The following is a 13894-nucleotide window of genomic DNA, read 5'->3' as shown; positions in this document are numbered from 1 at the left end:
CGCCAGCCAACGGGACATTCATGCGCCGTTCAGAGGTGTACTGGAACAATGGGCGCGTCTCGAACATTGATAAGCCGCAAAGCAATCGCACGGCAGATCGATAATGTCAGTTCGGACAACTACGGTTTCTCAGGAGGAAGCCCCCGTGAAGAAGATTCTGATGTCCGTTGCGGCCTTTTGCGCTCTGTTCGTGGCGCCGTCGCTGGCGGAAGCGGCCGTGCGTGGTTTCGCGACGGCCAATGTCAATATGCGGTCGGGGCCGAGCACCGGCTATCCCGCTGTTACCGTCATCCCGGTCGGCACGCCCGTCACCATCAACGGCTGCATGAACAGCGTCAACTGGTGCGACGTCTCGTTCTATGGCGGACGCGGCTGGGTGTCGGGCAATTATGTGCAGGCCAGCTACCGATCCGACCGGGTCTATGTCGGGCCGCAATATTATCGCCCGCTCGGCATTCCGATCATCACCTTCGACATCAACACCTATTGGGGCCGCTATTATCGCGACCGCGACTTCTACCGCGACCGCGACCGCTGGCGTCGCTATACGTGGGAGCCGAGCCGCAATCCGCCTCCGCCCCCGCCGCCGCGTTGGGAACGCGACCGCGACCGTTGGGATCCGCCTTCGCCGCCAAGGCCGCCCCGCTGGGAGCGGGAAAGGAGCGATATCCGTCCGCCCAGTTGGGATCGCGACAGAGCGCGCGAAGAGTGGCGCGATAGGGACCGCGATCGCGATAGAGAACGGGCCCGTATTGAACGCGAGCAGGAACGAAACCGCGAGCAGGTCGAGCGAGTGCGGGAAAGAGAGAGCGAGCGTGTTTCGCGTGATGGCGACAGACAACGCTTTGAGCGCGACTCCAGCCGCGATCGTGACAGACGAGAGCGTTCCAACAGCAAGTGCGACCAATCCGGTATCGGCTGCCAATTGAGGCCTTGACGATCCGTCATTCTATCAAAACCGCGTGACCGATGGCCGCGCGGTTTTCATTTGCGGGCGGCCGTTCCGACTGACGGCCATATATATCCTGCCCATTGCGCCTTTCCCCCCTTTTCGATAATAGACCGCCCAACTTGACAATCCTGTCATGGAAGGCGGGATTTAACGTGGTTCGAAAGCAGACGCCCTGGCGCTCGAAGGCCCGGGTGAGACAGTGGTTTTGGTCGTATGGCTCGCATCGTCATGAAGTTCGGCGGCACCTCCGTCGCCAATCTCGAACGCATTCACAACGTCGCGCGCCATGTGAAACGGGAGGTCGAGGCCGGCCACGAGGTGGCGGTCGTCGTCTCGGCCATGTCCGGCAAGACAAACGAGCTGGTCGGCTGGGTGCAGGACGCGCCGAAAGTGACCGGCGCCAACTCGCCCTTCTACGACGCCCGCGAATATGACGCGGTTGTCGCCTCCGGCGAGCAGGTGACGTCCGGACTGCTGGCGATCGCGCTGCAGTCCATGGGCATCAACGCCCGCTCCTGGCAGGGCTGGCAGATCCCGATCCGCACCGACAATGCCCATGGCGCGGCGCGCATCCTGGAGATCGACGGTTCCGAGATCATCAAGCGGATGGGCGAGGGGCAGGTCGCCGTCGTCGCCGGTTTCCAGGGACTCGGGCCTGACAACCGGATCGCCACGCTCGGCCGCGGCGGTTCCGACACGAGCGCGGTTGCGATCGCGGCCGCCGTCAAGGCCGACCGCTGCGACATCTATACGGATGTTGACGGCGTCTACACGACGGACCCGCGCATCGAGCCGAAGGCGCGCCGCATGAAGAAGGTCTCCTTCGAGGAAATGCTGGAAATGGCCTCCCTCGGCTCGAAGGTCCTGCAGGTGCGTTCGGTCGAGCTCGCCATGGTGTTCAAGGTCCGCACCTTCGTGCGCTCCAGTTTCGAGGATCCCGATGCGCCGGGCATGGGCGACCTTCTGAACCCGCCCGGCACTTTGATTTGCGACGAGGAAGAAATCGTGGAACAGGAAGTCGTCACCGGCATCGCCTATGCCAAGGATGAAGCGCAGATTTCGCTCCGGCGGCTCGCCGACCGGCCGGGTGTCTCGGCCGCGATCTTCGGTCCGCTCGCCGAAGCGCATATCAATGTCGACATGATCGTGCAGAACACGTCGGAAGACGGTTCCAAGACGGACATGACCTTCACGGTACCTTCCGGAGACGTGCAGAAGGCGCTGAAGGTGCTCGATGAAAACAAGGCAACGATCGGCTTCGACGTCGCCCAGAGCGAATCAGGTCTCGCCAAGGTGTCGGTCATCGGCATCGGCATGCGCAGTCATGCGGGCGTGGCCGCGCTCGCTTTCAAGGCACTTGCCGAAAAAGGCATCAACATCAAGGCCATTACGACCTCCGAAATCAAGATTTCCATCCTGATCGACGGTGCTTATTCCGAACTCGCAGTTCGGACTTTGCATTCCGCCTACGGTCTCGATAAGAGTTGATGGTGAGCCGGTTCGGCGCGCCGGCCAGAGTTCGGCGCGCCGTCTTCCGGATTTAATGACTGGGTTCGGGAGCACTGATGCCGATGAGAGACCTGTCGGCGGGTCCGCGCGTTCTTCTGAAGCGGCTGCGCGAATTGATGGCGGAGCCGCTCGATCCACAGGAGCGCCTTGACCGCATCGTCCGGCAGATCGCCAGCAACATGGTCGCCGAGGTCTGCTCGGTCTATGTGCTCCGCTCCGACGGCGTGCTCGAACTCTACGCGACCGAAGGCCTGAAGAAGGAGGCCGTCCACCTTTCGCAATTGAAGATGGGCCAGGGCCTGGTCGGCACCATCGCCGCCTCCGCCCAACCGCTCAACCTCTCCGATGCCCAGTCGCATCCCGCCTTCCGATATCTGCCGGAAACGGGCGAGGAGATCTACCATTCCTTCCTCGGCGTGCCGATCCTGCGCGCCGGTCGCACTTTGGGCGTTCTCGTCGTCCAGAACAAGGCAAGCCGAAACTATCGCGAAGACGAAGTCGAAGCGATGGAAACCACCGCCATGGTGATTGCCGAGATGATCGCGACGGGAGAACTGAAAAAGATCACCCGACCGGGGCTCGAACTCGACCTCACCCGCGCCGTGACGATCGAAGCCGACGGCTACAACGAAGGCATCGGGCTTGGCCACGTGGTGCTGCATGAGCCGCGCATCGTCGTGACCAACCTCTTGAACGAGGACGCGGACAAGGAAATCCAGCGCTTGGCCGAGGCGCTCGGTTCGCTGCGCATCTCGATCGACGACATGCTGTCGCGCCGTGAAGTGTCGCAGGAGGGCGAGCATCGCGAGGTGCTCGAAACCTATCGCATGTTCGCCCATGACCAGGGCTGGGTCCGCCGCATGGAAGAGGCGATCCACAACGGACTGACGGCGGAAGCGGCCGTCGAGAAGGTGCAGAGCGATACCAAGGCGCGGATGATGCGCCTCACCGATCCCTATCTGCGCGAGCGGATGCACGATTTCGACGATCTCGCCAACCGGTTGCTCAGGCAACTGACTGGCTTTTCCGGTCGTCTCACCGAAGAAGGCTTTCCGGTCGACGCGATCATCCTGGCGCGGGCCATGGGGGCGGCGGAGCTTCTGGACTACCCGCGCGAGCGGATGCGCGGCCTCGTGCTCGAAGACGGGGCGGTCACAAGCCATGTGGTGATCGTGGCGCGCGCCATGGGCATTCCGGTCGTGGGGCAGGCGGCGGGCGTCGTGGCGCTTGCCGAAAACGGTGATCCGATCATCATCGACGGTGACGACGGCCAGATTCATCTCAGGCCGATGTCGGACCTGCAGAAGGCGTACGAGGAAAAGGTACGGCTGAGAGCCCGCCGGCAGGAGCAGTTCCGGGCGCTGCGGTCGGTCGAACCGTTCACAAAGGACGGCAAGCGCATCAGTCTGCAGATGAATGCCGGCCTGATGGTCGATCTGCCGCAGCTGGCGGAATCGGGGGCGGACGGCATCGGCCTCTTCCGCACCGAGCTGCAGTTCATGATCGCTTCCACCATGCCGAAGCTGGAAGAGCAGGAAAACTTCTATCGCAACGTGATGCGGCAGGCTGGCGGGCGTCCCGTTACCTTCCGCACGCTCGATATCGGCGGCGACAAGGTCGTTTCCTATTTTCGCAGCCATGAAGAGGAAAACCCGGCGCTCGGCTGGCGGGCGATCCGCCTTGCCCTAGACCGGCCCGGGCTTTTGCGCACCCAGCTTCGTGCGCTCCTCAGGGCTTCCACCGGCGGCGAGCTCAGGATGATGGTGCCGATGGTGACCGAAGTCTCGGAGCTTCATGCGGTGCGCGACCTGCTGCAGAAGGAAGTGCAGCACCTTTCGAAATTCGGCTATAGCCTGCCGCGAAAGCTGCAGTTCGGCGCCATGCTCGAAGTGCCGGCGCTGATGTGGCAGCTCGACGAACTGATGGCGGAAGTGGATTTCGTTTCGGTCGGATCGAACGACCTCTTTCAGTTCGCGATGGCGGCCGACCGCGGCAATGCAAGGGTTTCCGATCGGTTCGATCTGCTTGGAAAGCCGTTCTTGCGCATCCTTCGCGATATTGCGCGGGCCGGTGAGCGCAACCAGACGTCTGTGACGCTGTGTGGCGAAATGGCGGGCAAGCCGCTTTCGGCCATGGCACTGGTCGGGCTCGGTTACCGTTCTGTCTCGATGGCGGCGACCTCGATCGGTCCTGTCAAGGCCATGCTTCTGGCACTCGACGCAGATCAGTTGGCGGCCGAGCTGAACGCTGCGCTCGATGACACCAGATCGTCGGAGCCTATCCGCGAACTGCTTGTCCGGTTCGCCGAGGCTCACAATATTCCGGTTTGAAATGGTTTCATGGGCGGCCTTCCCCGTCACCTGAAAAATCCAGCACTTAGCTTTCAGCTAAGATGCTGATTTTTCTACCTCTCCCACCAAGGGAGAGGTAGGGCGCCGAGTTTGCGGCATCGGTATCTCTCCCCTCATGGGAGAGAAAGCGATTTCAACATCTTAGCTTTAGCTAAGTGTTAGAAATCGCAAGTGAGGGGAAACGACATGGAAACCGGCTTTCACTTTTGGTGTTGATGCTCTAGCAAGCAGAATGAAAAAATGGAGTTCAAAGGGTGGCGAAGCTTCCTGTTGAAAAGATGCGCGAACTGGAGCGCCGTTTCGGCGAGATCGAGGCGCGCATGTCGGAAGGTCCGGCTGCCGATGTCTATGTGAAGCTGGCGTCGGAATATTCCGAACTGCAGCCGGTCGTGCGCAAGATCCGCGAATATGAAAAGACGGTCGCGGAAGTTGCCGATCTTCGAACCATGCTGGCCGACAAGGCGACGGACCGGGAGATGCGCGAGCTGGCGGAAGCGGAGCTGCCGGAGGCCGAAGAGCGGATCGAGGCGCTTGAAAAGGACATGCAGATCCTGCTCCTGCCAAAGGATGCGGCGGACGAGAAGAGCGCCATTCTGGAAATCCGTGCCGGCACCGGCGGCAACGAGGCGGCGCTTTTCGCCGGCGACCTCTTCCGCATGTACGAGCGCTATGCCAGTACGCATGGCTGGAAGGTGGAGGTGCTTTCGGCAAGTGAAGGCGAGGCCGGCGGCTACAAGGAAATCATCGCGACGATCACCGGCCGCGGCGTGTTTTCCAAGCTGAAGTTCGAATCCGGCGTGCACCGGGTGCAGCGTGTGCCCGACACCGAGGCAAGCGGCCGCATCCACACGTCCGCGGCGACGGTGGCGGTTCTGCCGGAGGCGGAGGATATCGATGTCGAAATCCGTCCGGAAGATATCCGTATCGACACGATGCGCTCTTCGGGCGCCGGCGGCCAGCACGTCAACACAACGGATTCGGCGGTGCGCATCACGCATCTGCCGACGGGCATCGTCGTCACCAGCTCGGAAAAATCGCAGCACCAGAACCGCGCCAAGGCGATGCAGGTACTGCGTTCCCGGCTTTATGACATGGAGCGGCAAAAGGCCGACAGCGAACGCTCCGCCGACCGCAAGAGCCAGGTGGGGTCCGGCGACCGTTCGGAGCGTATCCGCACCTATAATTTTCCGCAGGGCCGGGTGACGGACCACCGCATCAACCTGACGCTCTACAAGCTCGACCGGATGATGGAGGGCGAGATCGACGAGGTGGTCGATGCGCTGATCGCCGATTACCAGGCCGGCCAGCTCGCACAGATCGGGGAACAACAGGGATGACGACGCTGTCCGCGGCGGTCACGGAGGCGAGAAACCGGTTTTCGGAAGCCGGCCTGCCGGATGCGGCGATCGAGGCAAGGCTTCTCATCGGCGGCCTGCTCAAGCTCACGAGCACAGAAGTCTTCACCGGCGGCGACCGGGTGCTGACGGAGGATGAACTCGCCCGGATATCAAATGCTGTCGAACGGCGCTTGAAACGGGAGCCCGTGCATCGCATATTAGGTTCACGGGAATTCCACGGGGTGGATCTGCTGATTTCGAAAGAAACGCTGGAGCCACGCCCGGACACCGAAATCCTGGTGGATTCGGTGCTTCCCTATCTGAGGCAGATTGTCGCAGCCAAGGGCGCGGCACGCCTCCTGGATCTCGGCACCGGCACAGGCGCGATCATTCTGGCGTTGTTGAAGGAAAGTCCGGAGACGCAAGGAATCGGCAGCGATATTTCGGAAGATGCGTTGAAAACAGCGGCTGAAAACGCAGCGCGACTGGGATTGTCGGAGAGATTTGAGGCAATCCGAAGCGACTGGTTCGAGAACATTTCCGGGCGTTTCGACATAATCGTGTCAAATCCGCCCTATATACGGAGTGATGTTATCCCCGTACTGGAACCGGAAGTAAGGGATTTCGATCCTTCGGCGGCGTTGGACGGAGGGCCGGACGGGCTCGCTGCCTATCGCGCGATCGCCGCGGATGCTGGGAATTTTCTCGAAAAGGACGGCGTTATCGGCGTCGAAATCGGGTTCGATCAGAAGGAAACCGTGGCCGCGATTTTTCGCTCGGCCGGCTTCAAGCTGGCGCAGGCAAAATGTGACTACGGTGACAATGATCGTGTTCTCGTATTCACCGTGAAAGAGGCCTGATTTGCATAGTGAAGAAAAGGCTTGGATTTCCGAAGGAAGCGGGATAGCTTGCGAGCTACGCACTGGGACGGCTGGGAATGAACAGCGATTCGTTCGGGTTATAGGTCAACCCTTGATCCTGCTCTTTTCGAAGAGTTGCGAAGGTTGAGCAATTCCCGGTGCGTGATTCAGTTAATTTAACTTTCACAAGCGGCAGGACGCTTTGTTCGCCCTGTGCGCGGCACGCGAAGTCTTGTTCCGGCATGGTCCGGTATGGCCGCGTGGCCCCTTATCAGCGAAGACAGAGAATTGGTGAACGATAGATGAGGCCAGGACAGCAGAACAAACGCGGTCGAGGGCGCGGCAGTAACAATGGCGGCGGCAACTTCAACCGTAACAAGGGCGGCAATCCTCTCAGCAGGAGCTATGACAGTTCCGGCCCGGACGTGAAAATCCGCGGCACCGCCCAGCATATCGCTGAGAAATATTCAGCGCTTGCCCGCGATGCGCAGAGCGCCGGCGACCGGGTCATGGCCGAGAACTACCTGCAGCACGCAGAACATTATAACCGCATCATAGCCGCCGCTCAGGCGCAGATGCAGGATCGCTTTCATCGCGACGATCGCGGCGATCAGGACCGTGACGGCAGCATGCTGGATCAGGATGATCTGGAAGCCGGCGATACGGATGAACTCGGTTTCGGCCAGCAGCCGGTCGTCGACGAAGCTCCGGCACCGCAGCAACAGCAGCCGCGCCGCGAACAGCGCGACCAGGCCCAGGACCAGCAGCCGCGCGAGAACCGGCGCGACCGCGACCAGCGCCGCGATCGCCGGCAGGATCGGCAGGAACGCCGGGAGCAGCAGCCCGCCGTGGCCGAGCAGCAGCCGACCGTCGTTGACGGTTCCGGTCCGCAACCCGTCATCGAAGGCACTCCAGCGGAAGTCGTGGTCGAACAGGCCGAACAGGTAGATGCCGCAGCCCCGGCGGAACGGGCTCCGCGCCGCCGGGCAGCGAGCCGTCCGCGTCGCCAGCCGCGCAAGAGCGCCGAGGATGGTGAAACCGCCAACGACGACACCCAGCCGGCACTTGCAGAAGCTGCCGGCGAGTAAGCTTCGGCTGCAGAATTGCGCATTTTCGAAAAACTCCGGCCGCAAGCCGGAGTTTTTTGCGTTTTGGAGGGCTCAGTCAGGCGAGGGGACGGAGTGCTTGCCATGTTCAGCGGCCAGGTTCACCGCCGGCCGAAGTGGCTATCGTACGTCCTATGAAGCGCCCGGCCGCCACGAAACCACCGAGAGGGACGAGAGGCAGAGGGCTACGAACACGATCAACGCATTGACCGCATGGGAATACTCCCACTGCTGCCTCAGCACCTGCCAATTTTCCGGCGCTGTTGTCCAGTTCTCGGTCGCCTGATTGGCCGGCAATGTCCAAAGAAGGAAAATTGCCAGCATGGCCACGAAACAAAGTGCGGCAAGTAGCGCAAACCAGAATGGCCGCTGCTGCGAGCGGACCATGAAGGCCAGCACTCCATTTGCAATCATGGCAGCCGGCCAAAGCGTTCCGAGAAACGCCCACCCGTAGTAGATGCCCTGGATGGAAAAATATTCGGCTTGAGCCAGCGCGATCTTGTTCGGCAAGGCGGCCAAATGCGCGCCCGACGGAATAAGTGCCAGTGCGGAAATGATAATCGCGAGAAACTGGACGATCCTGATCGCCATCGATCTTCCCTCCTTCTGGCCAGAAGTCCACGCTATTCAGGGGCGGTCCGTTCCCACAGGGGTGAGACTGCGAAGGGAAACTTCCACCCGAGAAACGGGCTAAAGGTTGCGATGCCCTTGCCGTGTCTCAAGATAGTGCCAAACTCCGGCTGCAACAGCGCCGACCGCGATGCATATTGCGATTCCAATGCCGGTGTTTCCGCCGATTTGACCGAACGCCGCTCCGAGCACCGTACCGCCAAGTATTCCCCACACGAGCTTGCTCGCCATCAATGCCTCCTTCTGCTGCTCTGGATCAATGGCAGGAATGCCGGATCGTTCCGAGGTGGCTTTCCATTTCGGCCCGGACCTGCCGCCGGCCATTCCAGGCGTGCCTTCAGGCTGGATCAAAAGCTCCCGGCAGGTCCTTTAAATCCGCAAAATCGCTTACCATATCTCAATCCGAAGCCGGTTGCCGCCGGCCGGGCTCGCCTTTGAGGGAGCTCAATCTCAATCATCGGCTTGTGCCTTAAAGTAGGGCAGGTCGATCACTGGAGGTCAGAGAATGAACATCGAAAAATATTCCGAGCGAGTCCGCGGCTTCCTGCAGTCGGCGCAGACGCAGGCGCTTGCTGCCGGTAATCAGCAGTTCGCGCCCGAGCACGTGCTGAAGGTCCTGCTCGACGATGACCAGGGCATGGCGTCTTCGCTCATCGAGCGCGCCGGCGGCAGCGCCAAGGAAGCCCGCATCGCCAATGATGCCGCGCTTGCAAAGCTTCCGAAAGTTTCCGGCGGCGGCGGTGAAATCTATCTTTCCCAGCCCCTTGCCAAGGTTTTTGCAACGGCCGAAGACGCCGCCAAGAAAGCCGGCGACAGTTTCGTCACCGTCGAACGCCTGCTGCTCGCGCTTGCCATCGAGAGCTCGGCTTCGACGTCCGCGACCTTGAAGAAGGCAGGCGTTACCGCGCAGGGTCTCAACCAGGTCATCAATGATATCCGCAAGGGCCGCACAGCCGATAGCGCCAATGCGGAACAGGGCTTCGAGGCGCTGAAGAAATATGCGCGCGATCTCACCGCGGAGGCCCGCGACGGCAAGCTCGATCCGGTGATCGGCCGCGACGACGAGATCCGCCGCACGATCCAGGTCCTTTCCCGCCGCACCAAGAATAATCCTGTGCTGATCGGCGAGCCCGGCGTCGGCAAGACGGCGATCGCGGAAGGCCTTGCGCTCAGGATCGTCAACGGCGACGTTCCCGAGAGCCTCAAGGACAAGAAGCTGATGGCGCTCGACATGGGCGCGCTCATCGCCGGCGCGAAATATCGCGGCGAATTCGAGGAACGCCTGAAGAGCGTGCTGAACGAAGTCCAATCGGAAAACGGCGAGATCATCCTGTTCATCGACGAGATGCACACGCTGGTCGGCGCCGGCAAGTCCGAAGGCGCGATGGATGCCTCCAACCTTTTGAAGCCGGCACTTGCCCGCGGTGAGCTGCATTGCGTCGGGGCGACCACGCTCGACGAATACCGCAAGCATGTGGAAAAGGACGCCGCACTTGCCCGCCGCTTCCAGCCGGTCATGGTCGACGAGCCGACGGTCGAGGACACGATCTCGATCCTGCGTGGTCTCAAGGAGAAATACGAACAGCATCACAAGGTCCGCATCTCGGATTCGGCCCTGGTGGCGGCTGCGACGCTTTCCAACCGCTACATTACCGACAGATTCCTGCCGGACAAGGCGATCGACCTGATGGACGAAGCCGCTTCGCGACTTCGCATGCAGGTGGATTCGAAGCCCGAAGAGCTCGACGAACTCGATCGGCGCATCATGCAGCTGAAGATCGAGCGCGAGGCTCTGAAGAAGGAAACCGACAGCGCTTCGGCCGACCGGTTGTCGCGTCTCGAAAGCGAAGTCACCTCGCTCGAGGAGCAGGCGGATGCGCTGACGGCCCGCTGGCAGGCGGAAAAGCAGAAGCTCGGTCTTGCTGCCGACCTCAAGAAGCAGCTCGACGAGGCCCGCAACGAACTGGCGACTGCCCAGCGCAAGGGTGAATACCAGCGCGCGGGCGAGCTGACCTATGGCGTGATCCCCGATCTGGAAAAGCGTCTCGTGGACGCCGAAGCCAAGGACGGCTCGACCAATGCCATGGTGCAGGAAGTCGTCACCCCGGATGCAATCGCCCATGTGGTTTCCCGCTGGACGGGCATTCCGGTCGACAAGATGCTGGAAGGCGAGCGCGAGAAGCTGCTCAGGATGGAAGACGAACTGGCGAAGTCCGTCGTCGGCCAGGGCGATGCCGTGCAGGCGGTCTCGCGTGCGGTTCGCCGTTCGCGCGCCGGCCTGCAGGACCCGAACCGGCCGATCGGCTCGTTCATCTTCCTGGGCCCAACCGGTGTCGGTAAGACAGAGCTGACGAAGTCACTCGCCCGCTTCCTGTTCGACGACGAGACGGCGATGATCCGCATGGACATGTCGGAATACATGGAGAAGCACTCGGTCGCCCGGCTGATCGGTGCGCCTCCCGGTTATGTCGGCTATGACGAAGGGGGCGCGCTGACGGAGGCTGTCCGCCGCAAACCCTATCAGGTGGTGCTGTTCGACGAGATCGAGAAGGCGCATCCGGACGTGTTCAACGTCCTCCTGCAGGTGCTTGACGACGGGCGTCTGACGGACGGGCAGGGCCGCACGGTCGACTTCAAGAACACGATCATCATCATGACCTCGAACCTCGGCGCGGAATACCTTACCAATCTGCGCGAGGGCGAGGATGTGGACAGCGTCCGCGACCAGGTGATGGATGTGGTCAAGGCCTCGTTCCGTCCGGAATTCCTGAACCGCGTCGACGAGATCATCCTGTTCCATCGCCTGGCCCGCAGCGAGATGGGGGCGATCGTCGACATCCAGATGAAGCGGCTTGTCGCGCTTCTGGCGGAACGCAAGATCACGATCGAGCTCGGCGAGGATGCCCGCGAATGGCTGGCCGACAAGGGTTATGATCCTGTGTATGGCGCCCGGCCGCTGAAGCGGGTGATCCAGAAATACGTGCAGGATCCGCTCGCCGAGCAGATCCTGGGCGGCTCAGTCCCGGACGGCTCGACCGTCGCGGTCAGCTCCGGATCCGACCGGCTGCTCTTCCGCGTCAAGCGGGAAGTCAGCGAGGCGGCGTAACCGCTTTCCCAAGGCCGCTCTTCGGGGCGGCCTTTTTCATTTGGGGATAGGGGGATGCGACATGTCCGAGCCGCTTTTTCCATCGAAAATCAAACCGGGCGACAAGATCAGGTTCGTATCGCCGGCAAGTACGCCGGATCGCGACCTCATCCTGAAGCGGGCAGAGCGCCTGAGGGGCATGGGCTTCGATGTCGATTTCGGCACCTATGCCTTTGCCGAGCACGGTCTTTATGCCGGCACGCATGAGCAGCGTCTATCCGACCTCAATCAGGCCCTGTCCGATCCGCAGGTAAGGGCGGTTTTTGCGACACGTGGCGGCCGTGGCTCATACAGAATAGCAGGCAGTCTCGATTTCGATGCGGTCCGGCGCGACCCGAAACCCCTTCTGGGGTTCAGCGATATCACGGCCATCCACATGATGCTGATGCGGCGCTGCGGTCTCATCGGTCTGCATGGCACGCTTTATGGCGATGACGGCGGGCAGGGTCCCTCCAATACCGATATCCTGATGCGCTTCCTGATGGAGGCAGGCACGATCGTTTTCACGGCCCGCGACGATGAAGTCAGCGCGAAGACGACGACGTCAGGCCGGGCGCAGGGTCGGTTGATCGGTGGCAATCTCGAGACATTGGCGACGATGATCGGCTGGGGACTTCCTTCGTTCGACGGCGCGATCCTGCTGATCGAAGCCGTGGATTGCATGCCCGGGCTTACGGATCGTATGTTGACCCTGCTGATGAAATCGGGAGCCCTGGACGGAATCGCGGGCATAGCCGCCGGGCAATTCACGCTGTCGAACCGCGAGAAGGGCGAGGCGATCATCGCCATCATCGACGAACATATCCGCGCGCTCGGCATTCCCGTATTAGGGGGGCTTCCGTTCGGTCACGGTAAAGGAGCGCTGACCACTCCTATCGGCGGCATGGCGGTCCTGGACGCTGATGCCCGCACGCTTACTGTCGATTATTGAGCGAACTCACCGGCTGGCGAGTTCATCGGATGGCTGGATGTCGAGCAATGCGTCGATGCGCTTGCGCTCTTCCTCGAAACGGGCGAGTGCCTTGTCCTTAAGCGAACTGCCGCCCGGTAGCCGCACCTTCATCGGGTCGACCTTCGTGCCGTTGACGATCAGCTCATAGTGAAGGTGGGAACCGGTGGACTGGCCGGTCGAGCCGACATAACCGATCACCTGGCCCTGCGTTATCTTTGCGCCTTCGCGAACTCCCGAAGCGATCGCGCTCTGGTGATTGTAGGAGGATTCGTAACCGTTGGCATGGCGGATGATCGTCTGGTTGCCGTATCCGCCGGAATCCCAGCCGGCCTTTTCGACGACGCCGTTGCCGGTCGCGATGATCGGGGTGCCGCGCGGCGCGGCCCAGTCGGTGCCGGTATGCATAAGGGCTCGCCCAAGGATCGGGTGGCCGCGCATGCCGAAGCCCGACGTCATGCGGCCGTTCGGGACCGGGTTGCGCAGCAGGAACTGCCGGATGCTCTTGCCGTTTTCGTCAAAATAGTCGATCGAGCCGTCGTCGGCATTCTGAAAACGATAGAAGCGGGTCGTCGTGTCGCCGAAGTGAGCGCTCACATAGAGCAATTCGGAATTCTTGTCCGCCTGGCCCTTTTCATCTGTGACGGAGAAGAACGCTTCGATGTTGTCCGACGGCTTCAACTGGGCCTGGAGGTCGGCATTGCTTGCGAGCAGTTTCACAAGCAGCCCCGTCATTTCCTTGCTCATGCCGTAAGAGAGAGCGGCACGATAGATACCGTCATAGACGCGCGGCAGTTCGCGGCTGGTGGCGATCTGTGGCGGCTGTTCGCTGAAGGCGGAGGCGACGGCATCCAGCATCGGCGGCTCCTCGCCGGCGACGAAACGGCCATGATCGTCGATGGCAACCGTAACCTGATGCTTACTGCGACGGTAAACGCTCGCGCGGACGACCAGAACCATGTCGCCTTCCTGGATCACGCCGATGCGCAGCACATCGCCAGGGCCAAGATCTGCTTCTCCGGTCTGTGACTGAAGGTAACCGGAAATCTCCCGCG

General features: G+C 61.5%; 11 protein-coding genes (1 of these 11 running past the window's edge). 8 read left to right on the top strand and 3 right to left on the bottom strand.

Annotation, left to right across the window (positions count from 1 at the left end):
• Window positions 1–145: 145 nt before the first annotated feature.
• The 6 genes from QEO92_RS20360 (at window position 146) to QEO92_RS20335 (ending at window position 8097) form a co-directional block, all read left to right on the top strand.
• Window positions 146–937: an SH3 domain-containing protein gene (locus QEO92_RS20360; RefSeq protein ID WP_052183104.1), complete on the top strand. Its 792-nt coding sequence runs from the start codon at window positions 146–148 to the stop codon at window positions 935–937.
• Between the two features lie 228 nt (window positions 938–1165).
• Complete coding sequence (locus tag QEO92_RS20355) at window positions 1166–2440, top strand: aspartate kinase (protein ID WP_037157177.1); 1275 nt, start codon at window positions 1166–1168, stop codon at window positions 2438–2440.
• A gap of 83 nt (window positions 2441–2523) precedes the next feature.
• Entirely contained in the window at window positions 2524–4791 is a 2268-nt protein-coding gene (gene ptsP / locus QEO92_RS20350; RefSeq protein ID WP_037157364.1) for a phosphoenolpyruvate--protein phosphotransferase, read from the top strand.
• A 275-nt stretch (window positions 4792–5066) separates the two neighbouring features.
• Complete coding sequence (prfA, locus tag QEO92_RS20345) at window positions 5067–6149, top strand: peptide chain release factor 1 (RefSeq protein ID WP_037157179.1); 1083 nt, start codon at window positions 5067–5069, stop codon at window positions 6147–6149.
• The gene (prmC, locus tag QEO92_RS20340; protein WP_227704229.1) at window positions 6146–7009 is read left to right on the top strand and encodes a peptide chain release factor N(5)-glutamine methyltransferase; all 864 of its coding nucleotides are present in this window, start codon (window positions 6146–6148) and stop codon (window positions 7007–7009) included. Before prfA ends, prmC begins: the two co-directional genes overlap by 4 nt.
• Before the next feature lie 302 nt (window positions 7010–7311).
• On the top strand, window positions 7312–8097 hold the full coding sequence (locus QEO92_RS20335; protein ID WP_081952984.1) for a DUF4167 domain-containing protein: 786 nt from the start codon (window positions 7312–7314) through the stop codon (window positions 8095–8097).
• Window positions 8098–8247: 150 nt separating this feature from the next.
• Here the strand turns inward: QEO92_RS20335 and QEO92_RS20330 are convergent, their stop codons facing one another.
• Window positions 8248–8706 carry a DUF1772 domain-containing protein gene (locus tag QEO92_RS20330; RefSeq protein WP_037157184.1) on the bottom strand — a complete coding sequence of 153 codons (459 nt, stop codon included), beginning with the start codon at window positions 8704–8706 and terminating at the stop codon, window positions 8248–8250.
• A gap of 99 nt (window positions 8707–8805) precedes the next feature.
• On the bottom strand, window positions 8806–8976 hold the full coding sequence (locus tag QEO92_RS20325; RefSeq protein ID WP_161784801.1) for a hypothetical protein: 171 nt from the start codon (window positions 8974–8976) through the stop codon (window positions 8806–8808).
• A 274-nt stretch (window positions 8977–9250) separates the two neighbouring features.
• On the opposite strand from QEO92_RS20325, the gene clpB reads away from it, so the two are divergent.
• Together clpB and QEO92_RS20315 are read left to right on the top strand one after the other, a co-directional pair.
• Window positions 9251–11851 (top strand): ATP-dependent chaperone ClpB, encoded by a 2601-nt coding sequence (clpB, locus tag QEO92_RS20320; RefSeq protein WP_037157188.1) that lies wholly within the window; start codon window positions 9251–9253, stop codon window positions 11849–11851.
• Between the two features lie 61 nt (window positions 11852–11912).
• Window positions 11913–12821, top strand: coding sequence for a S66 peptidase family protein (locus QEO92_RS20315; RefSeq protein WP_037157190.1), 909 nt, complete (start codon window positions 11913–11915; stop codon window positions 12819–12821).
• A gap of 6 nt (window positions 12822–12827) precedes the next feature.
• On the opposite strand, the gene QEO92_RS20310 is transcribed toward QEO92_RS20315, so the two are convergent.
• Window positions 12828–13894, bottom strand: partial view of a M23 family metallopeptidase gene (locus QEO92_RS20310; RefSeq protein ID WP_227704228.1) — the 3' portion only. 874 nt of this gene lie beyond the right edge of the window; only the last 1067 of its 1941 coding nucleotides appear in the window; its start codon lies beyond the right edge, outside the window; the stop codon is at window positions 12828–12830.

The sequence above is a fragment of the Neorhizobium petrolearium genome (genome assembly GCF_029854435.1).
GTDB classification, from domain to species: Bacteria; Pseudomonadota; Alphaproteobacteria; order Rhizobiales; family Rhizobiaceae; genus Neorhizobium; species Neorhizobium petrolearium.
This window is presented reverse-complemented; position numbering and strand designations above follow the sequence as displayed.